This is a genomic window from Saccharopolyspora terrae, from assembly GCF_004348435.1.
Classification (GTDB): domain Bacteria; phylum Actinomycetota; class Actinomycetes; order Mycobacteriales; family Pseudonocardiaceae; genus Saccharopolyspora; species Saccharopolyspora endophytica.
This window is the reverse complement of record NZ_SMKS01000004.1, coordinates 141,911-167,654: the sequence shown is the minus strand read 5'-3', so window position 1 is coordinate 167,654 and position 25,744 is coordinate 141,911. Positions and strand designations below refer to the sequence as shown.

The 25,744-nt window shown below is 71.0% G+C and carries 23 protein-coding genes; 11 read left to right on the top strand and 12 right to left on the bottom strand.

Features of this window, described 5'->3' with window-relative positions; all coding sequences use genetic code 11:
* Positions 1 to 19: 19 nt before the first annotated feature.
* Complete coding sequence (hemG, locus tag E1181_RS04790; protein ID WP_132672653.1) at positions 20 to 1,450, bottom strand: protoporphyrinogen oxidase; 1,431 nt, start codon at positions 1,448 to 1,450, stop codon at positions 20 to 22.
* Positions 1,450 to 2,535, bottom strand: a complete 1,086-nt coding sequence (gene hemE, locus E1181_RS04785) for a uroporphyrinogen decarboxylase (RefSeq protein WP_132672652.1) — start codon at positions 2,533 to 2,535, stop codon at positions 1,450 to 1,452. The genes hemG and hemE overlap by 1 nt, the downstream gene beginning before the upstream one ends.
* Before the next feature lie 192 nt (positions 2,536 to 2,727).
* On the opposite strand from hemE, the gene E1181_RS04780 reads away from it, so the two are divergent.
* The 5 genes from E1181_RS04780 (at position 2,728) to E1181_RS04760 (ending at position 9,442) form a co-directional block, all read left to right on the top strand.
* On the top strand, positions 2,728 to 3,327 hold the full coding sequence (locus tag E1181_RS04780; protein ID WP_132672651.1) for a DUF3000 domain-containing protein: 600 nt from the start codon (positions 2,728 to 2,730) through the stop codon (positions 3,325 to 3,327).
* 434 nt (positions 3,328 to 3,761) lie between these two features.
* Positions 3,762 to 4,478, top strand: a complete 717-nt coding sequence (locus tag E1181_RS04775; RefSeq protein WP_093264979.1) for a response regulator — start codon at positions 3,762 to 3,764, stop codon at positions 4,476 to 4,478.
* A 99-nt stretch (positions 4,479 to 4,577) separates the two neighbouring features.
* Positions 4,578 to 5,831, top strand: a complete 1,254-nt coding sequence (locus tag E1181_RS04770) for an HRDC domain-containing protein (protein ID WP_207922012.1) — start codon at positions 4,578 to 4,580, stop codon at positions 5,829 to 5,831.
* Between the two features lie 276 nt (positions 5,832 to 6,107).
* Positions 6,108 to 7,349: a thiolase family protein gene (locus tag E1181_RS04765; protein WP_207922011.1), complete on the top strand. Its 1,242-nt coding sequence runs from the start codon at positions 6,108 to 6,110 to the stop codon at positions 7,347 to 7,349.
* Positions 7,346 to 9,442: a 3-hydroxyacyl-CoA dehydrogenase NAD-binding domain-containing protein gene (locus E1181_RS04760; protein WP_132672649.1), complete on the top strand. Its 2,097-nt coding sequence runs from the start codon at positions 7,346 to 7,348 to the stop codon at positions 9,440 to 9,442. The genes E1181_RS04765 and E1181_RS04760 overlap by 4 nt, the downstream gene beginning before the upstream one ends.
* Before the next feature lie 62 nt (positions 9,443 to 9,504).
* Here the strand turns inward: E1181_RS04760 and E1181_RS04755 are convergent, their stop codons facing one another.
* The 3 genes from E1181_RS04755 to dxs form a co-directional block, all read right to left on the bottom strand.
* Entirely contained in the window at positions 9,505 to 10,638 is a 1,134-nt protein-coding gene (locus E1181_RS04755) for a sensor histidine kinase (protein WP_132672648.1), read from the bottom strand.
* Between the two features lie 2 nt (positions 10,639 to 10,640).
* Positions 10,641 to 11,327, bottom strand: coding sequence for a response regulator transcription factor (locus tag E1181_RS04750; RefSeq protein WP_132672647.1), 687 nt, complete (start codon positions 11,325 to 11,327; stop codon positions 10,641 to 10,643).
* A gap of 132 nt (positions 11,328 to 11,459) precedes the next feature.
* Positions 11,460 to 13,376, bottom strand: coding sequence for a 1-deoxy-D-xylulose-5-phosphate synthase (gene dxs / locus E1181_RS04745; RefSeq protein WP_132672646.1), 1,917 nt, complete (start codon positions 13,374 to 13,376; stop codon positions 11,460 to 11,462).
* Between the two features lie 254 nt (positions 13,377 to 13,630).
* Here dxs and E1181_RS04740 point away from each other — a divergent pair, with 254 nt between their 5' ends.
* The 3 genes from E1181_RS04740 to E1181_RS04730 are packed head-to-tail and all read left to right on the top strand — an operon-like array spanning position 13,631 to position 15,625.
* Positions 13,631 to 14,134, top strand: coding sequence for a YbaB/EbfC family nucleoid-associated protein (locus tag E1181_RS04740; protein ID WP_132672645.1), 504 nt, complete (start codon positions 13,631 to 13,633; stop codon positions 14,132 to 14,134).
* On the top strand, positions 14,134 to 14,442 hold the full coding sequence (locus E1181_RS04735) for a WXG100 family type VII secretion target (protein WP_132672644.1): 309 nt from the start codon (positions 14,134 to 14,136) through the stop codon (positions 14,440 to 14,442). Before E1181_RS04740 ends, E1181_RS04735 begins: the two co-directional genes overlap by 1 nt.
* Before the next feature lie 10 nt (positions 14,443 to 14,452).
* The gene (locus tag E1181_RS04730; RefSeq protein WP_132672643.1) at positions 14,453 to 15,625 is read left to right on the top strand and encodes a WXG100-like domain-containing protein; all 1,173 of its coding nucleotides are present in this window, start codon (positions 14,453 to 14,455) and stop codon (positions 15,623 to 15,625) included.
* A gap of 12 nt (positions 15,626 to 15,637) precedes the next feature.
* Here E1181_RS04730 and E1181_RS04725 read toward each other — a convergent pair whose 3' ends face one another.
* The 3 genes from E1181_RS04725 to E1181_RS04715 form a co-directional block, all read right to left on the bottom strand.
* On the bottom strand, positions 15,638 to 16,771 hold the full coding sequence (locus E1181_RS04725) for a hypothetical protein (protein ID WP_132672642.1): 1,134 nt from the start codon (positions 16,769 to 16,771) through the stop codon (positions 15,638 to 15,640).
* Positions 16,768 to 17,616: a hypothetical protein gene (locus E1181_RS04720; RefSeq protein ID WP_132672641.1), complete on the bottom strand. Its 849-nt coding sequence runs from the start codon at positions 17,614 to 17,616 to the stop codon at positions 16,768 to 16,770. Before E1181_RS04720 ends, E1181_RS04725 begins: the two co-directional genes overlap by 4 nt.
* A gap of 109 nt (positions 17,617 to 17,725) precedes the next feature.
* Entirely contained in the window at positions 17,726 to 18,376 is a 651-nt protein-coding gene (locus E1181_RS04715) for a TetR/AcrR family transcriptional regulator (protein WP_132672640.1), read from the bottom strand.
* A 98-nt stretch (positions 18,377 to 18,474) separates the two neighbouring features.
* Here E1181_RS04715 and E1181_RS04710 point away from each other — a divergent pair, with 98 nt between their 5' ends.
* The gene (locus tag E1181_RS04710; RefSeq protein WP_165944518.1) at positions 18,475 to 19,422 is read left to right on the top strand and encodes an NAD(P)-dependent alcohol dehydrogenase; all 948 of its coding nucleotides are present in this window, start codon (positions 18,475 to 18,477) and stop codon (positions 19,420 to 19,422) included.
* Positions 19,423 to 19,624: 202 nt separating this feature from the next.
* On the opposite strand, the gene E1181_RS04705 is transcribed toward E1181_RS04710, so the two are convergent.
* Entirely contained in the window at positions 19,625 to 20,872 is a 1,248-nt protein-coding gene (locus E1181_RS04705; protein WP_132672638.1) for a class I SAM-dependent RNA methyltransferase, read from the bottom strand.
* Positions 20,844 to 22,871: an APC family permease gene (locus tag E1181_RS04700; RefSeq protein ID WP_132672637.1), complete on the bottom strand. Its 2,028-nt coding sequence runs from the start codon at positions 22,869 to 22,871 to the stop codon at positions 20,844 to 20,846. Before E1181_RS04700 ends, E1181_RS04705 begins: the two co-directional genes overlap by 29 nt.
* 245 nt (positions 22,872 to 23,116) lie before the next feature.
* Between E1181_RS04700 and E1181_RS04695 the strand changes: the two genes are divergently transcribed.
* Positions 23,117 to 23,782, top strand: coding sequence for a potassium channel family protein (locus E1181_RS04695; RefSeq protein WP_132672636.1), 666 nt, complete (start codon positions 23,117 to 23,119; stop codon positions 23,780 to 23,782).
* Positions 23,782 to 24,447, top strand: a complete 666-nt coding sequence (locus E1181_RS04690; protein ID WP_132672635.1) for a potassium channel family protein — start codon at positions 23,782 to 23,784, stop codon at positions 24,445 to 24,447. Before E1181_RS04695 ends, E1181_RS04690 begins: the two co-directional genes overlap by 1 nt.
* Before the next feature lie 49 nt (positions 24,448 to 24,496).
* Here the strand turns inward: E1181_RS04690 and E1181_RS04685 are convergent, their stop codons facing one another.
* Together E1181_RS04685 and E1181_RS04680 are read right to left on the bottom strand one after the other, a co-directional pair.
* Entirely contained in the window at positions 24,497 to 25,192 is a 696-nt protein-coding gene (locus E1181_RS04685) for a DUF3159 domain-containing protein (RefSeq protein ID WP_132672634.1), read from the bottom strand.
* Positions 25,189 to 25,566, bottom strand: a complete 378-nt coding sequence (locus tag E1181_RS04680) for an OB-fold nucleic acid binding domain-containing protein (RefSeq protein WP_132672633.1) — start codon at positions 25,564 to 25,566, stop codon at positions 25,189 to 25,191. Before E1181_RS04680 ends, E1181_RS04685 begins: the two co-directional genes overlap by 4 nt.
* Positions 25,567 to 25,744 lie beyond the last annotated feature (178 nt).

The window sequence follows — 25,744 nt, the reverse complement described above, 5'->3', positions numbered from 1 at the left end:
GCCCTCATGGTCCCACTGCTCAGCGCCCGGGCTGCACCAGGTCCCGCGTGATGCTGGTCGCTGCCACCTCACCGGTCGCCACGCACGCGGGCACGCCGACCCCGTGCAGCGCGGCTCCCGCGATCGCCAGACCCGGAACCCCGGCCACCTCGCGTTCCACGTCGGCGACCAGGTCCAGGTGCCCGACGCCGTACTGAGGCAACCCGCCGCCCCAGCGCAGCACCGCCGAATCCACCGGTTCGGCGGTGATCCCGGTCAGCTCGGCCAGGTCCGCGCGGACGCGGCGCAGCAGCTCCTCGTCGTCCAGCCGGAGGTCCTCGGTCTCGCCGAAGCGGCCGACCGAGCCGCGCAGCAGCACCTCTCCCCCGGAACCGCGCAGGTGCGGCCACTTGTTGCTGGAGAAGGTGAACGCCTTGGCGGTGAACGGGGTTCCGCCGGAGTGCCGCTCGCCGCGCGCGATCAGCGCACCGGAGGCCGGGGTGCCGTCGTGCTCGGGCAGCTGCGTGCCGGGCGGCAGCGCGAGACCGACCACGACCATCGAGGCCAGTTCGACCTCGGCGAGCTTCGCGGCGGCAGCGGGAACGGGGTCCTGCAACAGCTTCCGAGCTGCCGGTGCCGGGACCGCGAGCACCACGGCGTCGACGTCGAGGTGCTCCGGCGCGGGTGCCGAACCGATCTCCAGCCGCCAACCCTCGCCGGTGCGGACCATCGCGCGAACCGGCAGACCGAGCCGCACCTCGACGTCGGCGGCGATCAGCAGCCGGTCGAGCAGCTCCCGGTAGCCGTCCCGGAAGGCGCCGAAAACGGGTTGCGGCGCACCGGGTTTCGGCGTCGGCAGCGCAGCGCGGGCGGCCGCGGTGATCCAGCCCGCGCCGTCGTCGAGGGCCTTGGCCAGTGCGGGAACCGTCGCGCGCAGGCCCAGCCGGTTGGCGTCTCCGGCGTAGACACCGCCGAGCAGCGGCTCCACCAGCCGGTCGACGACCTCGTCGCCGACGCGGGCGCGCAGCAGGTCGCCGACCGAGATGTCCGCGCCGCCCAGCTCGATCGGCGGCATCTCGGCTTCAGCTCGCACGGCGGCGATCCCGGCGTCGGAGAGCACTCCGGCGACCGAATCGGCCTCGGCGGGAACGCCCATCACGGTGCCGCCGGGCAACCGCTGGGTCCGCCCACCGGCCCGAACGGTCGCGGCCGCACCGGCCGGGTGCACGACATCGGTGCGCACGCCCAGCTCCTCGGCCAGGTTCAGCACCTCGGGCCGCCGGGCGAGGAACGCCTCGGCGCCCAGGTCGTAGGGGCGTCCGGCGAGTTCGACGGTGCGCAGCTTGCCGCCGAGGCGGGAGGTCTGCTCCACCAGCACGATCTCGGCTTCGGCGCCCAGCTCGCGGCGGAGCCGGTGGGCGGCGGCCAGTCCGGCGACACCGCCCCCGACGACCGCGACGCGGCCGGCCATCAGCGCTGCGCGGTCGCGGTGTGCACCAGCTCGACGACCCGGGTCAGGATCTCCGGATCGGTGGTCGGCAGCACGCCGTGGCCGAGGTTGAAGATGTGCCCGCCCGCTTCGCGGCCCTCCTCGAGGATGCGGTGCACCTCGCGCTCGACGGCCTCCCAACCGGCGAACAGCACGGCCGGGTCGAGATTGCCCTGCACGACCGGCTTGGCCGCGCCCGGCTCAGCGGCGCCCAGGCGGGCGACGGCGGTGTCCAGCGGAACGCGCCAGTCCACGCCGACCACGTCGGGTCCGGCGTTGCGCATCGCGCCCAGCAGCTCACCGGTGCCGACCCCGAAGTGGATCCGCGGCACGTCGGAGATCTCGGCGACGCCCTCGAAGATGCGGCGGCTGTGCGGCAGCACGAACTCGCGGTAGTCGCGCAGCGAGAGCGCGCCCGCCCACGAGTCGAACAGCTGGATGGCGTCGACGCCCGCGTTCAGCTGCACCCGCAGGAACTCCAGCGTGGTGTCGGCGAGCTTCTCCAGCAGCGCGTGCCAGGTCTTGGGGTCGGAGTGCATCAGCGCCTTGGTGCGCTCGTGGTTGCGGCTCGGGCCGCCCTCGACGAGGTAGGAGGCGAGCGTGAACGGCGCACCGGCGAAACCGATCAGCGGCGTGCTCCCGAGCTCCTTCACCAGCAGGCCCACGGCTTCGGCGACCGGCGCGACCTGCTCGGCGTCCAGCGACGGCAGCGCTTCGACGTCGGACGGCCCGCCGATCGGGTTGCTCACCACCGGGCCGGTCCCGGCCACGATGTCCAGCCCGACGCCCGCGGCGTAGAGCGGGAGCACGATGTCGCTGAACAGGATCGCGGCGTCCACCCCGTGCCGGCGGACCGGCTGCATGGTGATCTCGCTGACCAGCTCCGGGGTCAGGCACGCCTGCAGCATCGGGGTGCCTTCGCGCACCTGGCGGTACTCGGGCAGGGAACGCCCCGCCTGCCGCATGAACCACACCGGCGTGTGCCGGGGCTTTCCACCACGTGCGGCCACGAGCAGAGGTGCGTCGGCGAGGTCCCGGCGAGTGGAGACCGGAGCGGAGTTCGTCATCGAAGGGTGTCCGTACGTCGAATCGTCGGATCCCGGTGCGGTCTGCGGGCTACCTGGAACGGATCTGCCACGACGGACTGCCGGGCTGGCTCCGGCAATCTTCGCACGATGCCCGCGCTCCCACTCCAAGCGCCCGCTCCTCCACGGCGTGCCTCCACCCACGCGCCGGGGTGGGCCCTTAGAGTCGTCGGCGTGACGGAGATGTCGGCGGCGCCCGAAGTTTTCCGGCAGGCGGTTGCCGCGTTGACGTCGCCTCAGCCGCGTGCGGAGATCGAGCTCAGCGAAGTCGGTCCCCCCAAGCGCTTGGCCCCCTGGGCCCACGCGCTGGCCGCGGAGGCGAACGGACCGGCCGGTGAGCTGGCGACCGCGCGTTTCGTGCTCCTCTACGACCCGGAAGGCCAGGAGGCCTGGGACGGCGTGCTGCGGCTGGTGGTCTACCTGCGGGCCGAGCTCGATCCCGAAGTGGCCGACGACCCGCTGCTGCCCGCTGTCGGGTGGTCGTGGCTGACCGACGCCCTGGAGAACGCGGACGCGTCGTTCACCGCCCTGGGCGGCACGGTGACGCTGACGTCCTCGGCGCGGTTCGGCGACATCGCCGGACCCTCGCGCAGTCACGATCTGGAGTTGCGCGGGTCGTGGACGCCGAAACCCTCGGTGTTCGGCTCCGAGGAAGTCGATCTCGCACCGCATGCGGATGCATTCCACGAACTCATGGCAAGTGCGGCCGGGCTTCCGCCGGAAGGCGTTGCGCTACTCGGCAGGCGACCGAACGGCGCAATGCGGCAGGACTGATCGGGGTCCCCCGATCATCGGCTGCGACAGGTAGGCCCAGCGCGTAGCGTTGAGGCGGGACTTCGCTCCCGCAGCCCCCTCGAATGCGACACGCCGGGGCGCGACACGCCGATGTCCGATTTTCATTCGCGAAGTTCGTTCAGCTCCGTTGAAGTTCTTGTCGAAGCAAGATTTTCACCATACGCATTCGAAATATGTCGCATGGCCACGCTCCGCCGTTACGGTCGTCGCTCTGAGTCACCCAAAAGAGCGACAAAACTCTGCGCTCGTCACAACTCGATCGGGATAGATACCCGATTGATCGTCCCGCTGACCCGCTTGGGCGGTTACGCTCACCCCGACGACACCACTTTCGGTCGATCAGTGGCGCGGCTGATTGGTCGAGAGTCCCGGTGCCGGTCGGGGGGCACGACCGACTCCAGGGAGGTAGTGACGTGGCTGCCGTCGGCTTAGGTCAGGCCGCTCGAACCACGCCTGCCGGCGCTTTGCCGGCCAACATGGTCCCGCACCCGCGGGAAGAGCTGTTCACGGTGCTCGTGGTGGATGACCATCCGCTGCTCCGAGAGGCGATCGCCGCTCGGTTGCTGCAGATGGGCGCCGGCACGGTGCACGAGGCCGCATCCATGGCCGAAGCCAGGGCTCGCGCTCTGGCGACCGGTCCGTGCGACCTCGCGATTCTCGATCTCGGACTCCCAGACGGGACCGGCATCGAACTGGTTACCGAACTCCGGAGCCAGGGCTGGCCGCGGATCGTGGTGCTCGCTTCGTCCGATGACCCCTATGCGGTCCGGGCCGCCTTCCAGGCAGGTGCGCAGGCGTACCTGTTGAAGTCGGCCTCGCCCATGGTGGTCACCGACGGCGTGCGCCGCGTGCTCGACGGCGGTGTGTACGCCGATCCCAGCGTGGCTCCGGTGCTCGCCGCCGGAACCCGCGTGCCGGGAACGGACAACACACCTCGCGAGCTGTCCGGGCGTGAGGTCGAAGTTCTCCAGTTGGTGGCCGATGGCCGCTCCAACAAGGAGATCGGCGAGGCCCTGAACCTTTCCGCGCTCACGGTGAAGTCTCACCTGTCGCGGATCGGGCGCAAGTTGGGCACTGGCGACCGGGCGCAGATGGTCGCACTGGCCATGCGCGCCGGCGTGATCCGGTGACGGATCGCTGAGAAAACACCAGCGCCGGGTCGGCCGGACCGACGACGTCGGGTGGACCAGCCACACGAGACGGGCCAAAGCACGTAAGGTCTGTTAGCCGTGGAAGCTGCAAGCCCCGAGACCGTCGGATCCGGCCGCCCGGAGCCGGTGTTGTTGACCGAACCCGTCGACGGCGTGCCGCCGGTGGTGGACACCCCGGCCGCGCTGGACGCGGCCGCAGAAGCGCTGGCCGCAGGCACCGGGCCGGTCGCGGTGGACACCGAGCGCGCCTCGGGTTACCGCTACTCGCAGCGCGCCTACCTGGTGCAGCTGCGTCGCGAGGGATCAGGCACCGTGCTGGTGGACCCGATCGCTCTCAAAGGCGCGCTCGACCCCTTGGTTCCGGCTCTGGCCGACACCGAATGGGTGCTGCACGCCGCATCCCAGGACCTCCCGTGCCTGGCCGAGCTCGATCTGCACCCCTCCAGGCTCTTCGACACCGAACTGGCCGGCCGGCTCGCCGGGTTCGACCGGGTGTCGCTGGGCGCGCTGGTGGAGCGCATGCTCGGCTACCGGCTGGAGAAGGGCCACAGCGCCGCCGACTGGTCGAGACGGCCGCTGCCCGAGGACTGGCTGGTCTACGCCGCGCTGGACGTGGAGCTGCTGGTCGCGCTCCGCGACGAGATGCACGCCGAACTCCAGCGCCAGGACAAGCTGGACTGGGCCTTCGAGGAGTTCGAGGCCGTCCGCAACGCCGAACCCGCTCCCCCGCGCGCCGAGCCGTGGCGCCGGACCTCGGGAATCCACAAGGTGCGCAGCCCCCGGCAGCTGGCCGCGGTGCGCGCGCTGTGGCAGGCCAGGGACGAGTTCGCCCGCGAGCGCGACATCGCGCCGGGCCGCGTGCTGCCGGACTCCTCGATCGTGCTGGCGGCGCAGTCCAACCCCAAGTCCGAGGGCGATCTGGTGGCCATGCCGGTCTTCGGCGGACGCCAGCAGCGCAGGCGCGCCTCGATGTGGCTGCAGGCGCTGCGCGCCGCGCGACGGCTCACCAACGAGGAGCTGCCCGCCGCGTCCACGCCGAACGAGGGCCCGCCGCCCACCAACCGCTGGTCGGACCGCGACCCGGCCGCCGCGGCGCGGCTCACCGCGGCCCGCGCGGCGCTGAACGAGATCGCCGAGGAGCACTCCCTGCCCGTGGAGAACCTGCTGCTGCCCGATCTGGTCCGGCGCACCTGCTGGACGCCTCCGGAGGACCGCGACGTCCCGGCGGTCATCGAGCTGCTGCGCGCCAAGGGCGCCCGCGAGTGGCAGATCACCCTCACCGCCGAAGCCCTCTCCAAGGCGCTGCACGCGACCCCGCCCGAGGACTCCTGAGGCAACGGGCGGTCGTGGCCCGAACCGTCCGTGATCAACGTTTCGCCCGGTCGGTTCGGACCAGAACCGCCGCCTGTCCGCCGAGCACGGGCTCGATTCCTCGGGAAGGATTCGGCTGGCCGGGTCCGGGCTGGTCAGCATGTGAGACAACCGACAGGGGCGGGCACGTGGTTACCGGTGGGTAATAAGCGCTAGAGTGCGGTTACCGGCCGGTAAGGCGCCGCCCCTCGCGGACTCCGGCCGAGCACCATCCACCAAGCCAGTGAGGAGCACGCCGTGGCCGCACCTGCGTCGGCACCCGCCGACAGCCGCAGCCGCCCAGCGGTTCGGGACGTGGTCTTCGTCGACGGCGTACGCACGCCGTTCGGCAAGGCCGGTTCGAAGGGCCAGTACGCCCAGACGCGCGCGGACGACATGGTCGTCAAGGTCATCCGGGAACTGCTGCGCCGCCACCCCGAACTCCCGGCGGAGCGCATCGACGAGGTCGCCATCGCCGCGACCACCCAGATCGGTGACCAGGGCCTGACCATCGGCCGCACGGCGGCGCTGCTGGCCGGGCTGCCCAAGTCCGTGCCGGGCTTCGCCATCGACCGCATGTGCGCCGGCGCCATGACCGCCGTGACCACCGTGTCCAGCGGCATCGCCTTCGGCGCCTACGACGTCGTGATCGCAGGCGGCGTCGAGCACATGGGCAACCACCCGATGGGTGAGGGCGCCGACCCCAACCCGCGCTTCGTGTCCGACAAGATCGTCGACCCGTCCGCGCTGGTCATGGGCTCCACCGCCGAGAACCTGCACGACCGCTACCCGTCGCTGACCAAGGAGCGCACCGACGCGTACGCCGCCCTGAGCCAGCAGCGCTACGAAGAGGCGCAGAAGGCGGGCAAGATCAGCCCCGACCTGGTCCCGGTCTCCACCCGCTCCGACGAGGGCTGGGGCCTGGCGACCACCGACGAGCCGCCGCGGCCGGGCACCACGGTCGAGACCCTCGCCGGCCTCAAAACGCCGTTCCGCCCGCACGGCCGGGTCACCCCGGGCAACGCCGCCGGCCTCAACGACGGCGCCACCGGCGCCCTGCTGGCCGACGCCGAGACGGCCAAGGAACTGGGTCTGCCGATCGGCATGCGACTCGTGGGCTACTCCTTCGCCGGTGTCGAGCCCGAGGTCATGGGCGTCGGACCGGTCCCGGCCACCGAGAAGGCCCTCAAGCGCGCCGGGCTGACCATCGACGACATCGGTCTGTTCGAGATCAACGAGGCCTTCGCCGTGCAGGTGCTGGCCTTCCTGGAGCACTTCGGCATCGCCGACGACGACCCGCGGGTCAACCCGTGGGGCGGCGCGATCGCCTGCGGCCACCCGCTGGCCTCCTCCGGCGTGCGGCTGATGACTCAGCTGTCCCGCCACTTCGAAGAGCACCCCGAGGTCCGCTACGGCATCACCACCATGTGCATCGGCATCGGCATGGGCGGAACGGTCATCTGGGAGAACCCGAACTACAACGCAGGAGGCGAGCAGTGACTGACTTCGCGGCGCTGTTCCCCGACGAGGTCGTGACCAAGGCGTTCACCCGCCTCGTCGACGTTCCCGGTCTGACCGGCAAGCTCGCGCTCATCACCATCGACAACGGCCACGACCACACCAAGCCGTCGACCTTCGGCCCGGGTGGTCTGAGCAGCCTGAACGCCGCGCTGGACGAGGCGTTCGCCGCCGAGCCGGCCGCGATCGCGGTCACCGGCAAGCCGTTCGTGTTCGCCGTCGGCGCGGACCTCACCGGCGTCGGCCAGGTGTCGCAGCGCGAGCACGCGCAGGCCATCGCGCAGACCGGCCACGACGTGTTCCGCCGGCTCACCGAGTCGACGATCCCGACGTTCGCCTTCGTCAACGGCGCCGCCCTCGGCGGTGGCCTGGAGCTGGCGCTGTCCTGCCACTACCGGACCGTCGCCTCCAACGCGGGCGCGATCGCGTTCCCGGAGTGCTACCTGGGCCTGTTCCCGGGCTGGGGCGGCACGCAGCTGCTGCCGAACCTCATCGGCCCGGACGCGGCCGTGACGGTGATCATCGAGAACGCGCTGAGCCAGAACAAGATGCTCAACCCGAAGAAGGCCCTGCAGCTGGGCATCTTCGACGAGCTGCTGGAAGGCGCGGACTTCCTCGAGGAGTCGCTGCGCTGGCTGGTCCGCGTGGTCAACGGCGACAAGACCGTCGAGCGCCCGGAGATCGACCGCGGCAAGGGCTGGGACGACGCCGTGGCGCGCGCCAAGGGCATCGTCGAGGCCCGCACCAAGGGCGCTTCGCCCGCGGTGACCAAGACGGTCGAGCTCATCGAGCTGGCCCGCAACAACGACATCGACGCCGGCTACGCCGCCGAGACCGAGGCGCTGACCGACGCGCTGATGTCCGACGAGCTGCGCGCCGGGCTGTACTCGTTCGACCTGGCCCAGAAGCGCGCCAAGCGCCCGGCCGGTGCGCCGGACAAGGGCCTGGCCCGCCCGGTGAACAAGGTCGGCGTGGTCGGTGCCGGTCTGATGGCCGGTCAGCTGGCGCTGCTGTTCGTGCGCCGCCTGCAGGTGCCGGTGGTCATCACCGACATCGACCAGGAGCGCATCGACAAGGGCGTGGCCTACATCCACGGCGAGATCGACAAGCTCGCCGGCAAGGGCCGCCTGTCGCCGGACGCCACCAACCGCCTCAAGGCCCTGGTGACCGGTGAGCTGGACAAGAAGGCCTTCGCCGACGCCGACTTCGTCATCGAGGCCGTCTTCGAGGAGATGACGGTCAAGCAGAAGGTCTTCGCCGAGCTGGAGGAGCACGTCTCCCCCGAGGCGATCCTGGCGACCAACACCTCCTCGCTGTCGATCACCGAGATGGCGTCGAAGTTGAAGAACCCGGAGCGGGTCGTCGGCTTCCACTTCTTCAACCCGGTCGCGGTGCTGCCGCTGCTGGAGATCGTGCGCGGCGAGAAGACCGACGACGCCTCGCTGGCCACCGCCTTCGCGGTCGGCAAGAAGCTGAAGAAGTCGTCCGTGCTGGTCTCCGATGCCCCGGCGTTCGTGGTCAACCGGCTGCTGACCCGCTTCATGGGCGAGATCATCGCCGCCGTCGACGAGGGCACGCCCTTCGAGGTGGCCGACAACGCCCTCGACGAGCTCGGTCTGCCGATGAGCCCGATGGTGCTGCTGCAGCTGGTCGGCCCGGCCGTCGCCCAGCACGTCAACGGCACCATGAACGCGGCGTTCCCGGACCGGTTCGGCATCAGCGAGAACCTGCAGCGGTTCGTCGACGAGGGCAAGACCGCGGTGTGGACGTTCGACGAGTCCGGCAACACCGTCGTCGACCCCGAGGTCGCCGAGCTGTGGAAGTCGGGTGACAAGCCCTCCACCAGCGAGGAGGTCCGCGACCGCGCGCTCAACGCGCTGGCCGAGGAGATCCGGATCATGCTGGACGAGGGCGTCGTCGCCGAGGCGCAGGACATCGACCTGTGCATGCTCCTCGGCGCGGGCTGGCCGTTCTGGCTGGGCGGCATCACCCCGTTCCTGGACCGCTCCGGCGTGTCCGAGAAGGTCAACGGCAAGCGGTTCCTCGCCCCGGGCGTGGCGTCCCTGCCCGCCTGACCCGAGCAACCCGGAACGGGGGCCGGAGCACGTGCTCCGGCCCCCGTTCCTCGTTCACGGCCTCAGGGTGCGGCGGGGAGTTGGATCGTGATCGCGAGGCCGCCCGCGGGCAGCGCGGTGGCGTGGATGTTGCCGTGGTGGGCCGTGGTGGCGGCCTGGACGATCGACAGGCCCAGTCCGGTGCCGTTGCGGGCGGTGCGCTGAACACCGGCGCGGCGGAACGGCTCGAAGAGGGCGTTCACCGACTCCGGTGCGATCGCCGGACCCGAGGACGCCACGCGCAGCGTCGTCCACCGCGGGTCGGCGCCGGTGCTGACCTCCACCCAGCCGCCCTCGACGTTGTGCCGGACCGCGTTCTCCAGCAGGTTTCCCGCCACCCGCTCCAGCAGCGCCGGATCTCCGACCGCGAAAGCGGGCTCGGTGCAACGCTTCACGCGCAACCCCCGCCTGCGGGCCTCGGGGTCGACCGCGCGCAGGGCCCGGCCGACGACGTCGGTGAGGTCGACCGGTTCGCGGACCGCGAGCTCCACTCCCTCCGTGCGGGCCAGCAGCAGGAGCGCCTCCACGAGGCGTTCGGCGCGGGCCGTGGCCTCGCGGACGACATCGGCCATCCGGCGCAGCTCGGCCTCGTCGGCGTGCGGGTCCGACAGGGTCACGTCGAGCTCGGTGCGCACCACCGACAGCGGGGTGCGCAGCTCGTGGCTGGCGTTGGCGACGAAGCGGCGCTGGGCGTCGAAGGCGGCCTGCAGGCGGTCCAGCATGGCGTCGAAGGTGTCGGCGAGCCTGGCCACCTCGTCGCGGGGACCGCTGAGCGCGATCCGCTCGTCCAGCGACTCGGCCGACAGCCGCTGCGCGGTCTCGGTGACGTCCTGCAGCGGTCGCAGCATCCGGCCGGTGACCAGCCAGGCCAGCAGCGCGGCGGCGACCACCACGGCGACGAACGCCGGCCCGCCGATCAGCAGGACCTGCTCGCGGGCCGAATCGCGCAGCGCGGCACCGAGCAGCTCGGCGGGCACGTCCACTCCCCCGACCCGCACCGGTGTGCCCGCCGGCAGCCGCGGCACCGCGGCGACGACGTTGCCGACCAGCACCCAGCCCAGCCAGAGCAGCACCGCGCTGACCAGCGCGACCAGCGACGTCGCCAGCAGCGTCAGCCGGAGCCGCAATCCCGGTCCGCGCCGGGTGAGCGCTCCCACGATCAGTCCCTGGCGTGTTCGGCGCGAGCCGCGGAGGGCACCCGGTACCCGGAGCCGACCACGGTCTCGATGACGCCCGGCTCCCCCAGCTTCTTGCGCAAGGTCATCATCGTGACCCGCACCGTGGTGGTGAACGGGTCGGCGTTCTCGTCCCAGACCCGCTCCAGCAGCTCCTCGGAGCTGACGACCGCGCCACCGGCCGACAGCAGCACCTCCAGCACGCCGAGTTCCTTGCGGGTCAGCTCGATCTCGGCTCCGGAGCGGCTGACGGTGCGGCGGGCCGGGTCCAGCTCCAGGTCCTCGGCCGTCAGCAGCGGCGGTTGAGCGGGCGTGGCGCGGCGGCCCAGCGCGCGCACCCGGGCGATGAGCTCGGGGAACGCGAAGGGCTTGGCGAGGTAGTCGTCGGCGCCCAGCGACAGCCCCGCGACGCGGTCGGCGACCGTGCCCGAGGCGGTCAGCATGATCACCCTGGTCAGCTCGCCGGAACCGACCAGATCGCGGCACAGGTCATCACCGGACATGCCGGGCAGGTCGCGGTCGAGCACGACGACGTCGTAGCGGGTGATCGCGGCCTTCTCCTGGCCGCTCTCGCCGTCGTAGGCGACGTCGACGGCCATGCCGTCGCGCCGCAGCCCTCGCGCCACCGCATCGGCCAGCGGCTTCTCGTCCTCCACGACCAGGATTCGCACGAATCCACCCTGCCACAGCACAGGCGGTCACCCGCCGAGGTCAAGGCCGGGTTACCGGATTTCAGCGGAAATCCGAACCCCGATCGCAGTGGAGATCAGGAACCGGATTCCCACTGAAATCGGGGTGCGCGGTCAGCCGTGGGCGGCGTCCGCCTCGGTGGCGACGTGCAGCTGCGCGCCGCGCCGGCCGGAGAACCAGTTGTTGATGCGGGCGGCGATGTCGGCCTCGGTCAGGCCGAGATCGGCCAGCACCTCCTCGCGGGAGGAGTGCTGGAGGAAGTCGTTCGGCACCGCCAGGTCGCGCAGCGGCACGTCCAGCTCGGCGTCGCGCAGCGCGGCGGCCAGCGACGAGCCGAACCCGCCGTGCCGTCCGCAGTCCTCCAGCGAGACCACCAGCCGGTGCTCGGCGGCCATCTCCACGACCTTCGACGGCACCGGGACGACCCAGCGCGGGTCGACCACGGTCACGCCGACGCCGGTCGCGGCCAGCCGCTCGGCGGCGGCCACGGCGAGCTCGCCGAACGCGCCGACGGCCACCAGCAGCACGTCCTTGCGCTCGTCGGCGCGCAGCACGTCGATCCCGCCGACGCGCTCCACGGACGGGACTTCTTCGATCACCGAACCCTTGGAGAAGCGCAGCACGGTCGGCCCGTCGTCCACGGCGACGGCCTCGCGCAGCTCCTCGCGCAGCGTCACCGCGTCGCGCGGAGCCGCCACCTGGATGCCGGGGATCAAACCGAGGATCGACAGGTCCCACATGCCGTTGTGGCTGGCACCGTCGTCGCCGGTGATGCCGGAGCGGTCGAGCGTCACGGTGACCGGCTGCTTGTGCAGGGCGACGTCCATCAGCAGCTGGTCGAACGCCCGGTTCAGGAACGTCGAGTAGACCGCGAACACCGGGTGCAGGCCGCCCATGGCCAGACCGGCGGCGGAGGTCATGCCGTGCTGCTCGGCGATGCCCACGTCGAAGCAGCGCTCCGGGTAGGCCTCGGCGAACTTCTTCAGCCCGGTCGGCCCCAGCATCGCGGCGGTGATCGCCACGACGTCGGAGCGCTCGGCGCCGATGCCGACCAGTTCGTCGGCGTAGACGTCGGTCCAGCTCTTCGGCGCGGGCTTCTTCGGCAGGCCGGTCTCCGGGTCGATGACCTTGACCTGGTGCATCTGCTCGGCCTCGTCGTTCTCGGCCGGGGCGAAGCCGTTGCCCTTGCGGGTCACGGCGTGCACGATCACAGGTCCGCCGAAGGACTTGGCCATCTGCAGCGCGTACTCCATCGCGCGCATGTCGTGACCGTCCACCGGGCCCAGGTACTTCAGGCCCAGGTCGGAGAACATGACCTGCGGGCTGATCGCGTCCTTGATGCCGCTCTTGGCGGCGTGCAGACCGGTGTAGAGCGAGCGGCCCACGACCGGCATTTTGCGCAGCGTGCGCTTGCCGGACTCCAGGGCCTTCTCGTAGCTCGGGTTGAGCCGCAGCGCCGCCAGGTGCTCGGCGAGACCGCCGATGGTCGGCGCGTAGGAGCGGCCGTTGTCGTTGACAACGATGACGACCGGGCGGTCCTGGTCGGCCGCGATGTTGTTCAGCGCCTCCCAGCACATGCCGCCGGTGAGCGCGCCGTCGCCGACGACCGCCACCGCGTGCCGCTCGGCACCGGTGACCTGGAACGAGCGGGCCAGCCCGTCGGCGTAGGACAGCGCGGTCGAGGCGTGGCTGTTCTCGACGAAGTCGTGCTCGCTCTCGGTGCGCGACGGGTAGCCGGACAGGCCGTCCCGCTTGCGCAGCTGGTCGAAGCCGTCCTGGCGACCGGTCACGATCTTATGCACGTACGCCTGGTGCCCGGTGTCGAACACGAGCGCGTCGTTCGGCGAGTCGAAGACCCGGTGCAGCGCGAGGGTCAGCTCCAGCGCACCCAGGTTGGGCCCCAGGTGTCCACCGGTCCGCGACACCTTCTGGATCAGGAAGTGCCTGATCTCCTCGGCCAGCTCCGCCAATTCGGCGTGCGTCAGGCGCTTGACGTCGGCCGGACTGCGCACGGACCCCAGCAGCGTCACCGTGTTCCACCTCGCTTGTCGTGCCGGTCGGTCACAATCGCAATGCCGGGGCCTGGCCGGCAACCCGGCTCCGTCTGCATAGTGCGCCCCAGTCTACGGAGGGGCCATGCGGCCACCGGGCGCGGTCGCGCACCAGCGGTGATGCTCTCCCACCTGCTCCGTCGTGCTCCCCACCTGCGGATGTGACGTCCCTGTGTCCAGCACCACCCGAATCGCGGTCTTGCTACCTTCCGTCTGATCCAACGGGAGGCGAGATGACTGATCCGGATGGCCGCAGGGCCGAGCTCGAAGCGCGCAACGCCGCGATGCGCGAGCAGGTGAGCTCGATGCTCGAAGGGTTGCAGCGTCAGACCGCCCAGTTGCACGAGGCGCAGGCCAGCGCGCTGTCCGCGACGGGTGAGGCCACCTCCGCCGACGGTCTGGTCACGGTTCGGGTCAACGCCGTGGGCATCGTCACCGACACGGCGCTGTCGGCTTCCGCGCTGCGGTCGAGCACGCCGGAAAAACTCGCCAAGAGCTTCACCGAAGCGGCCCAGTCCGCAGCCCGGGACGCCCGCGCGAAGGCCGATGCGGCGGTGGCGCCGCTGCAGGAGAACGTCCCCGACCTGCCGGACCTGTTCCCGGGCGCGCCTTCGCTGTCGCAACTGATCCCGCCGGCCCCGGAACCGAGCGCCCCCTCGACTGCGTCCAAGCCCGCAGCTGAGGAGGACTGGGACGACTTCGAACCCCGGTCGCGATTCCGGAAGGACCGTTGGTGATGGGATTCGAGGTCGACCCCGAGGCGCTGCGCGGCGCCTCACCGAAGTTCGACGCGTCGTCGGACAAGCTCCAGTCCGCGCTGGACAAGCTCAACGGCGTCCTGCAGGCCGAAGGGCAGTGCTGGGGCGGTGACGAGGCGGGCCAGGAGTTCGCCAAGAACTACGTGCCCGGTTCCCAGCAGGGGACCGACGGCATGAAGGGCCTCGCCCAGGCGCTGCACCAGGTCCGCGGCGAGCTCGACGCCACCGCCCGGACCTGGGACGACGTCGACCAGGCGAACGCCGACGGCATCAAGAGCCAGGGCTGAGGGGGACGACGTGGGCATCGAGATCCCGGGCGAGGTCAGCTGGTTGTTCCCCATCGTGGTCGGCGCGAGCTGGCCCGAGGGCGACGAGACGGCGCTGCGCAGGGTCGCCGAGGCGTGGACGCAGTGCGGCGTCGACATCGAGGGCGTCATCAGCGAGACGGAGGGCGCGGTGCGGTCGGCGCTGGGCACGATGAAGGGCGACACGCACGACGCCTTCGAGAAGTTCATGAAGGACTTCTGCAACGGCGACGCCGGTCACCTTCCGGAGATGAAGAAGCTCTGCGAGGCCCTCGGCGAGGGAGCCGACAACGCCGCGCTGGAGATCGAGTACACCAAGTACAGCATCATCGCCGCGCTGGTCATCCTGGCCGCGCAGATCGCCGCGATGATCGCCTCGGCGGTGGCGACCTTCGGCGCGAGCACGGCGGGCATCCCGATCGCCCAGGCGGCGACGCAGTTGACGGTGCGGACGTTCTTCCAGCAGCTGCTGACCAAGATCGGCCAGCAGGTCCTGCTGAACGTGGCGATCAACGTCGGCGTGGACGGGGCCATCCAGGGCCTCCAGTTCGCCAAGGGCGACCGGCAGAGCTGGGACTGGTCCAACACCGGCAACGCGGCGGTGTCGGGTGTCGCGGCGGGTCTGGCCGGTGGTCTCGTCGACGGTGTCGCTCCGGGCATCGGCCAGCAGGTCGGCAAGGACCTGGCGGGCAACGCCACGAAGAACTTCACCGAAGCCGCCGCCTACGGCGCAGCGCGGGGTTCGATCTCGGGCGTGCTCGGCAACACCATCAACCAGGGCTTTCACGGCCAGGCACCGGGGATCAACGACATCACCTCGGGCGCCATCTCCGGTGGTGTCAGCGGCGCGACGGGCGGGATGCAGAGCAGGCACGAGGGCCTCAACGCGACCTGGGAGGGCAACGGTCGCGGACCGACCGGCGACGGCGGCGAGTGGGTTTCCGGCTCCAACACGCAGGGCTGGCGCTTCGAGAGCGACGAGGGCGCGGTGTCCGGGGCCAATGTGGACAGTCCCTACAGCAACGGCGTGAACTCCTCGACCGTCGGGCAGCACGCCAACATCGACGGCGGGCCGAACAACGTCAACAACAACTCCTACGGAGAGACCGACACCCCGAAGCAGCAGTCTCCGGAGAAGCTGGACCTGCCCGACGGCCCGCGCTGATCCGGGGTCGCGTCAGCTCCACGGCCGCCAGCCGGAGATCGGGGCGACCTCGGGTCGCGGGTCGCCCCACGGCGGGCTGTTCGGCGGCAGCGACTGCAGTTCGGCGTAGCCGAGCCGGGTGCGCTGCCGCAGCCAGCTGACCACGAAGAACCCGCCGATGAGCAGCATCGCCGCGGTGGCGAGCCACGTGCTCGGGCTCGTGCCGCCACCGGCGATCTGCATCGTGAGCAGCATCAGGCCGAGCACGCCCGCGAAGAAGCCGACGATCGGGCGGAACACGCGGTAGGACTGGGCCTTCTTGCCGTTGCGGAAGGTCGTCGTCTGGGCCGTGGCCCACTTGCGCAGCGCGTGCCAGGATCCGAGGTCCTGCGGCCCGGTCCGCTGCGACCAGGCCGCGGACTGCCGCCTGCGCAGGATCGCGGCGACCAGTCGCGGGTCCTCGACGTTGACGATCCACTGCTGCTTGCCGGCTACGACCCGCACGGCCGGGCCTTCGGACAGCCGGACGGCCATCGCGCCCGGCAGCGGCCACGAGTCACCGCCGACGATCTCGCCGGGCTGGGCCAGCTTGACCTCGGAGAGCGGGATCGCCTGATCGACGTTCCCGCCACCGGCCATGCGCTTGAGCGCCAGCACGGCCCGATCGCGCTCGATCCGCAGGCGCGCGGACTGGTGGCGGTAGATCTCGAAGCCGACCTCGACGTCGATCTCCGCCAGGTCGAAACCCGCTGCGGTGAAACGCTTGTGCGCGACCCGGGCCAGCAGCGGGCAGATGATCACGGCGGCGAGGGCGACCAGCCCGATCGGCGCCAGCGCGAGGTTGACGTAGGCCGCGGAGAGCGCGGCGAGCAGCGCCCACCCGCTCCAGCGCCTCGGCGTGCGCGCGTCGGCCAGCCAGGCAGCGGTCGCCACGGCGATGCCGACCAGGCCCGCGATGCCGGCACCGAGGTCAAGTCCGCGCATGCCCCAGAGCACGAGGCCGACCGGGATCACCACGACCGCCACGGCACCGATGCCGAAGGCCTGCGCGCGGCGCCCCGGAACTGACTCGGCAGCAGAGCTCGGCAGCCCGACGACCGGGGCGATCTCGGTTCCGGCCTCCGGCGGCGCCGGGAGGACCTCGGGAGTGTGCTCGTGAGCCGTCACGTCCGGTCCTCGATGCGTGCCGGTTCCGAGCCGTTCAGCGCTGCCCGTGCACGGATGAGCTCGGCGAGCTCCGGATCCGCCGGGAGTAGCTGCGTGTCGGTGCGCGTGCGGATCTCGACGATGTCACCCTCCGGCAGAGAAGCTCCCCTGCCATCAGCAAGTCTCGCCCAGGAACCGTCGCCGGGCCGACTGGTCCGGACGCCGATCTCGGTGATGTCCGCGAGCTTGATGTCCTTCGTGGACGGCCGGTTGGCCGGGTGTCCAGCAGCCGTGCGGACCGACAGTCGCAGTGAGTCTCCCGTGATCTTGACGGAGTCCTCACCGTCGCCCTGCGGGGACCGAAGTCCCTTCACCAGTACGAACTCGCTACCGCCTATCTCCCTCAACGGCTCGGCCACAATCGCCCGTCGAGCCATGAACGCCGCCAGCGTCGGAACGGAGAACCCGATGATCAGCCCACTGACCCGGACCCACCAGGGAACGTCGGTCACAACGACCGTCATCACCATCAGCGCGACAGCTTCGAAAACGCCGACGAAGATCCCGAGAAAGACCCAGAAATCCGGTTTGAGCCTCCAGTCGATGCCATCGGCACCCGACTTGAACATCCGCTTCGCCAACACGAGGGGCACCACCGCGAGCACGACGACAATGCCGTGCGAGAAGAGCACGTCCGGCGTCTCTCGCGTGTCCAAGGGAGCCACCCAAGGCAAGGACGACCAGTTGGTGGCCACGGACGCCGCAGCCGCCACCACGCTCACCACGGCCGCCGCAACGCACCAGAACGCTGCGAGCCTCAGCCACGATCGCGCCCTCACCCAACGCCGTCCAACGACGTCGGACACGCGCGGGTCCACCCGTCCTGGCACCTCACCGAACACCCGGCCACCTCCTCCAGCCGCGGCAACCCTAGCGGCAGCCGCCCGCTGAACTCAGCCCCACTGACCAATGCGGTCATCTGCTGTGAACCTGCTCCAACCCCAGTGGAGGCGCAGGCGGCAGCAGAGAGCCATCGCCCGCGCTGAAGGACTGGAGCAGGTAGCCGACGAGCCGCCGGGACGCAGCGGCCGCGAGCTTCTGCTCCCCCACGCCTTCCGCGACACCGCAGTTGGCGAGCAGCAGCAGGGTGATGTCGTCGGGAGCGAAATCCGCCCGCAGCTTCCCGGCTTCCTGGGCGCGCCGCACGAGCTCGGCGATGCCCTCCTCGGCCCGGCGGCGCTCGCGCTCGTGGTCGACGGCCTCGGGGAACTCCGACAGGAAGGCGGCTGTGAAACCCCTGTCGGCCACCTGCATCGCGCACACCTTCTCGACCACCGCGCAGAACCCGCGCCACGGGTCGGGGTCGGCGAGCGCGTCGTCGAGCACCGCGACGCACGCGGCGAGCTGCTCGGCGAACGCCTCGGTGACCAGCGCCGAGCGGGTCGGGAAGTGCCGGTAGAGCGTCGCGGGGCCGACTCCGGCGCGGCGTGCGATCGCGGTGATCGGCACGTCGATCCCCTGCGCGGTGAACGCCGCGCGAGCCGCGGCGAGGATCTGCTCCCGGTTGCGCCGGGCGTCGGAGCGCTGGGGCTTCGCCGGTGCCATCTGAGGGTCCTGAGCAGGCATGTCTCTCACTTTACGGAAAACGGAAGGGGTCGACCGTTTATCTCGTTAGCGTGGGAGAACCGCCTCCCCAGTCCCGGAAGGGAACCTTCGTGACCGACATGCGCGCTGCCCTCTACGACCGCTTCGGCGCCCCCGACGTGCTCTACGTCGGCGCGGTGCCCGCACCCGAGATCACCTCCGACCAGGTGCTGGTTCGCGTCCGCACCACCAGCGTCAACGGAGGTGAGCTCACGGCCCGGGCGGGCAAGATGCGCCTGGTGACCGGGCGCCGGTTCCCGCAGCGCCTCGGGATCGACTTCGTCGGCGAGGTCACCGAGGTGGGTTCCTCGGTCACCGGCATCGCCGCCGGGCGCCGGGTGTGGGGCGTGCTGGGGCGCAGCTTCGGCGCCGCCGCCGACTACGTCGCGGTCCACCCCCGCAAGATCGCCCCCGCACCGGCGAACCTCTCCGACGCCGAAGCCGTCTCGCTCCTCGCCGGCGGCACGACCGCCATGACCGCCCTGCGCGACAAGGCACGCCTCCAGCCGGGAGAACGTCTCCTGGTGCGCGGCGGCAGCGGTGGTGTCGGCAGCGTGGCCGTGCAGATCGGCGCGCTGCTCGGTGCCCGCGTCACCGCGCTCGCCGGGGCCGGGAACCTCGACTTCGTGCGCGACCTCGGCGCCGCCGAAGCGCTCGACCACCGCACGCACCGGCCGTCCGACCTCGGCCGCTACGACGTCGTCCTGGACACCGTCGGGACCGAGCAACGGGCCTACCGGCGGTTGCTCGCGCCGGGAGGACGCATGGTGGCCATCGCCTTCGACATCGACCGGATCGGAGCGAGCCTCGGATACATCGCGGGCTCGGTCGTCCACGGCGCGCAGCGCGTCCGCTTCTTCAGCGGCAACCCGACGACCTCCCAGCTCGTCGAGCTCGCGCGCCACGCCGAGGCCGGTTCGATCCGCCCGGTCGTCGACACCGTCCGGCCGTTCGACGAGATCGCCGACGCCCACCGCGCCTTGGAGGCCGGCGGCGTCCGAGGCAAGCACGTCCTCCGCCTCACCTGAACCCCCAGCGGCCACCACTATCCCGATTACGGCCGCAATCGGTCACCTGATTACGGCGGTAATCCGCGACCCGACTACGGCCATGATCGGTCACCTGATTACGGCCGTAATCCGTCACCCCGAATACCGCCGTAATCCGTGATCTGAACACGGCGGTAGTCCGTGGGCTGAGGGCGGCGTTGGTCCGTGGTGATTTCGCTGGTCAGGCGTTATTCGGGGTGTGTTCGAGGACGGCGACGCACTCCACGTGGTGGGTCATCGGGAACGCGTCGAACGCCTCCAGGTCGACCATCCGGTAGCCGTTCTCGGCGTACAGCGAGACGTCGCGGGCCAGGGCCGCCGGGTCGCAGGCGACGTGCACGACGCGAGCCGGTTCGCGGGCCGCGATCGCCTCCACCACTTGCCGGCCCGCGCCCTTGCGGGGCGGGTCGAGGACGACGACGTCCGGCGCCTGCAGGTCCTCGTCCTCGAGGACGCGCTCCACCGTTCCCGCGCGGAACGCCACCTGCGGCTGGTCGCGGAGGTTGGACACCGCGTCCTCCACCGCGCCGCGCGAGGACTCCACGAGCAGCACCGAACCGGTCGGGCCGACCTGCTCGGCGAGGTCCGCGGCGAACAAGCCCACACCGCCGTAGAGGTCCCACGCCACGCCACCGGGGGGAGCGGCGGCGAAGCGGGCCACGACCTCGGTGAAGGTCTCCGGCGCGGCCTTGTGGACCTGCCAGAAGCCCTGCGCGCCGACGTCGAACCGGCGCCCCCGCACCGTCTCGTGCGCCACCCCGCTGCCCGCCACCTGGCGAGCGACGCCCTGCTGGCGACCGCGCCGCTGCGGCTTGCGGTCCACGGCGGTGACGTGCAGTTCGCCCTCGCCGTCGGCGGCCACGGTCAGCTCCGCACCCGGCCGCCAGCGGCGCTCGGCGAGCTCCTCCACGGCACCTTTGACGGTGATCGGGCAGTCGGCCACCGGGATGACCCGGTGACTGCGGCTCGGCCGGAAACCGGCGTTGCCCTTGCGGTCGACCGCCAGCCGCGCGCGGGTGCGCCAGCGCAGCAGCCCGCCGGGCAGCTCCTGGACCCGCACCGGCCAGTCCAGGCCCGCGATGCGCTGCAGCTGCTCGGTGACCACCGCGGCCTTGAGCTCGCGCTGCGTCTCGCCGTCGGCGTGCTGGAAGTCGCAGCCACCGCAGCGGTCCGTGCCCAGCGCCGCGTCGGCCAGCGGGCACGGCGGGATGACCCGGCCCGGCGCGGCCTCGCGCACCTCGACGGCGTCCGCGCGGCAGAAGCCACCGCCGTTGTCCTCGGTGACCTCGACGGTCACGGTCTCCCCCGGCAGGGCGTGGCGGACGAACACCACGCGGCCCTCGTACCTGGCCACGCAGTGGCCTCCGTGGGCCACCGGGCCGACTTCGACCTCCAGCCGCCTACCGGTCCAATCCGGCTTTTCGGTCACCGTTCACCTTTCCATTGCTCCCCAGACCCCGACGCGTCGCGCCGGGCATCGAGGTGATCCGCTGTGCTCGCACCCTCGTGGACGACGCCAGCTGCCACGGCACGCTGGTGACCATCACTCCCGGCTGGAACAACAGCCTGCTCTTGAGGCGCAGCGCGCTCTGGTTGTGCAGCAGCTGCTCCCACCAGTGTCCGACGACGTACTCGGGGATGAACACCGTGACCACGTCGCGCGGGCTGTCCCGCCGGATCCGCTTGACGTACTCCAGCACCGGTCGGGTGATCTCCCGGTACGGCGATTCGAGGACCTTCAGCGGCAGCGGCAGGTTCAGCTGCTCCCACTCGGCGGTCAGCGTCCGGGTGTCCTCCTCGTCGACGTTGACGGTGACGCCTTCGAGCTCGTCCGGCCGGGTGGCGCGCGCGTAGGCGATGGCCCGCATCGTCGGCAGGTGCAGCTTGGAGACCAGCACCAGCGCGTGGTTGCGCGACGGCAGGACCGCGTCGGCCTCGGACTCCTGGAGCTCGTCGGCGACCCGGTCGTAGTGCTTGCGGATCGCCGTCATCAGCACGTAGATGGCCGCCATCGCCGCGATCGCGATCCAGGCGCCGTGGGTGAACTTCGTGATCAGCACGATGACCAGCACGCTGGCGGTCATGAACAGGCCGAAGGCGTTGGTCGCCTGCGCCCGGCGCATCCTGCGCCGCGCCATCGGGTCGGTCTCGTGCAGCAGCAGCCGGTTCCAGTGCCGGAGCATGCCGCTCTGGCTGAGCACGAACGAGACGAACACGCCGACGATGTAGAGCTGGATCAGCCGCGTCACCTCAGCTTCGAAGGCGAACACCAGGATGATCGCGCCGAACGCCAGGAACAGGATGCCGTTGGAGAACGCCAGCCGGTCGCCTCGGGTGTGCAGCTGGCGCGGCAGGAAGCGGTCCTGCGCCAGGATCGACCCCAGCACGGGGAAACCGTTGAAGGCGGTGTTGGCGGCCAGCACCAGGATCAGGCCGGTGAAGAACACCAGGTACCAGACGCCCGGCGGGAAACCCGCGAACACGGCGCCGGCCAGCTGCGCGACCAGCGTCTTCTGCTCGTACCCCTCGGGCGCGCCGATGAGCTGGTGCGCGGGATCCTCGGCGACGACGACGCCGGTGACGCGGGCCAGCATGATCAGGCCCAGGAACATCAGGATCGCCAGCCCGCCCATCAGCGCCAACGTGGTCGCGGCGTTGCGGGACTTGGGCTTGCGGAAGGCCGGCACACCGTTGCTGATCGCCTCGACGCCGGTCAGCGCGGCGCTGCCGGATGAGAACGCGCGCAGGATGAGGAACACGAACGCCACTCCGGCGAACTGGCCCTCCTCCTGCGCCAGCTGAAATCCCGCGCTCTCGGCGCGCAGGTCCGAACCCAGCACGACGCTCTGGAAGAAACCCCAGCCGATCATGCCGAGAACGCCGATCACGAACGCGTAGGTGGGGATCGCGAACAAGTTGCCCGACTCGCGGATGCCGCGCAGGTTCATCGCGGTCAGCAACGCGATCGCGCCGACCGCGAACAGCACCTTGTGCTCGGCGACGAACGGGATGACCGAACCGATGTTCGCCGCGGCCGAGGAGATCGACACCGCGACGGTGAGGATGTAGTCGACGAGGAGCGCGCTGGCCACCACCAGCCCCCAGCGCGGGCCGTGGTTGACCGTGGCGACCTCGTAGTCACCGCCACCGGAGGGGTAAGCGTGCACGTTCTGCCGGTAGGAGGCCACCACCGCGATCATCACCAGCGCGACCAGAACGCCGATCCACGGGCTGATGGCGAAGGCGGACACACCCGCCACCGACAGCACCAGCAGGATCTCCTCCGGCGCGTAGGCGACGCTGGACATCGGGTCGGAGGCGAACACCGGGAGCGCGATCCTCTTGGGCAGCAGCGTGTGCGAGAGGCGATCGCTGCGGAACGGCCGACCGACGATCAGCCGCTTCGCCGCGGTTGCGAGCTTGGACACGGTGCAGAGCGTAAGCGGTGGGGCGCGGGTACCGGTGAATGCGGGCTTTCGAATTGCTCTCAGGTCACATCCGGGGTGGCGTGGTGCCCCTCCGAGGGAGTCACCCGGTACGGTGCACCAGCCCGTTTCCGGACGGCCGCGGCGGTCACCGAACCGCCCCCGCCCGGGTACGGTCAGCGGCGACGAGCGGCGTCGTCCGCAGCAGCTGTTCCAGTGCGCTCAACACGCAGCGAGGAGACAAGGTCGTGCACGTCGTGATCATGGGCTGCGGCCGGGTCGGGGCCTCCCTGGCCGCCGCGCTGCAACGGCTCGATCACACCGTGGCCGTGGTGGACAAGGACCCGCAGGCGTTCCACCGCCTGGGCCGGGACTTCCGCGGTCAGCAGGTCACGGGCAACGGCTTCGACCGGGACATCCTGGAAGAAGCGGGGATCGAGCAGGCCAGCGCCTTCGCCGCGGTGTCCAACGGGGACAACTCCAACATCGTCTCGGCCAGGGTGGCGCGGGAGACCTTCGGCGTGGCGCACGTCGTGGCCCGCATCTACGACCCCAAGAGAGCCGAGGTCTACCAGCGGCTCGGCATCCCGACCGTGGCCACCGTGCCGTGGACGACGGACCGCTTCCTGCGGATGCTGCTGCCGGAGGGCGTGGCCACCGCGTGGCGGGAGCCGTCCGGTGCCGTCGCCGTGCTGCAGCTCCCGCTGCACGAGAGCTGGATCGGGCGCAAGGTCTCCGAGGTGGAGTCGGCGACCGGCGCGCGGGTCGCGTTCATCATGCGGTTCGGCAACGGGGTGCTGCCCGATCGCAAGACGGTGATCCAGGCCGACGACCTCGTCTACGTGGCGGCGCTGTCCGGAACCGTCACCGACGTCACCGCGGCTGCTCGCCGCACACCCGAGGAGAGCGAGTAATGCGAATCGCGATCGCGGGAGCCGGCGCGGTCGGCCAGTCCATCGCGCGGGAGCTGCTCGAAGGCGAGCACGAGGTGCTGCTCATCGAGCGCAGCACCGGCAACTACCACCCCAGGCGCATCCCGGGCGCGGAGTGGATGCTCGCCGACGCCTGCGAGCTGGCGTCGCTGGAGGAGGCGGGACTGCAGTCCTGCGACGTGGTCATCGCGGCCACCGGCGACGACAAGGTCAACCTCGTGGTCTCGCTGCTGTCCAAGACCGAGTTCGCGGTGCGCCGCGTCGTGGCCCGGGTCAACGACCCGCGCAACGAGTGGCTGTTCACCGACGCCTGGGGCGTGGACGTCGCGGTCTCCACGCCGCGGATGCTGGCCGCGATGGTCGAGGAAGCCGTCAACGTCGGCGACCTGGTGCGCCTGATGACGCTGCGCCAGGGCCAGGCCAACCTCGTCGAGGTGACGCTGCCGGAGTCGACCCCGCTGGCCGGGCGCCGGGTCCGCGACCTCAAGCTGCCCGTCGACGCGGCGCTGGTGAGCATCCTGCGCGGCGGCCGGGTCATCGTGCCCCAGGCTGACGACCCGCTCGAAGCGGGCGACGAGATGCTGTTCGTGGCCACCAGCAACGTCGAGAACGAGATCCGCGCGGTCATCCACGACCACGGGGAATGACGAACGGGGCGGTTCCCGGTGGAACCGCCCCGCACCACGTCGAGCGCGCTCAGGCCGCGGCGACCGCCGCCTCTTCGGCGACCTTCTTGGCCCTGCGGATCGCCCAGACCGTCACGACCAGCGCGATGCCGGTCAGCGGGTAGCCCATGGCGATGCGGGCGAAGGCCAGCCAGCCGGTCTGGTCGTTGTCGTAGAGCCACTGCTGCACCACGTACTTGGCGCCGAACACCGCCGCCCAGGACAGCGTGGCGATGTCGTAGGCGCGCATCGCGCGGCGCTGCTTGCGCCACTCCATGCCCAGGCCGTTGAGGGCCGACCAGACCACTCCGACCAGCGGCCAGCGCGCCGCCACCGACACCAGGAACACCCCGCCGTAGATCAGGCTGGTCCAGATGCCGAGCAGGAAGAAGCCCTTGGTCTCGCCGGAGCGGTAGGCGATGAACGAGCACACCGCCACGCCCAGCACGCCGGAGATCGCCGGTTGCAGCGGCTCCTTGCGCACCAGGCGGAAGATCGCGATGGCCACCGCGACACCGATCGAGGCCCAGATCGCGGGCATCATCGAGGTGAACGAGCTGACCACCACGAACACGACGATCGGCACAGCGGAGTACGCGAGCCCGCTGACACCGCCCATCTGCTCCAGCAGGGTCTGCTCGGAAACACCGGCCTTGCCCGCGGGCTGCCGGTCATCGTCGGTCTGCCGGGCGTTGAGCCCGGCAGCCGATGCGTCATGTTCGCTCATGCGGTGTTCTGCAACTCGTAGTAGGGGTTGTACAGCACCTTGCGACCGTCACGGACTGCGATCCGGCCACGGGCCTTGACGATACGGCCCGGCTCGATTCCCACGATGCGCCTGCGCCCGAGCCACACGAGAGTCACCCCTTCGGTGCCGTCGTAGAGCTCTGCCTCCAGGGTGGGCGCGGAGGTCTTGGGGCAGAGCTCGACGCTGCGAACCCGGCCCAGCACCACGGCTTCCTGCCCGCACTGGCAATCGCTGGCCCGCTGCGCGCCTCCCGCCTGCGACCGGTCTGACAGGTCGTCGGCGTCAAGTTCGGCGACATCGCTGGTCAGGCTCCGCACGAGGCGCTTCCAGTAGCCGCCTTCGGTCTTGCTCATCTAGCGCTCCTGTGCGCCTCGGGGCTCGACTCCGCAGCCCGTGCACTTCCCAGCCTAACCGCCTGCGCGGGCCGAATCCCACGCCCGGCGGGATTAAGAACTCGCACCGGAGCACGCCGTTCGTCTCACCCGTTCGGCGCAGGGGTGGGGCCGTCGAGCTCCCCACCCCGCGCCGGCC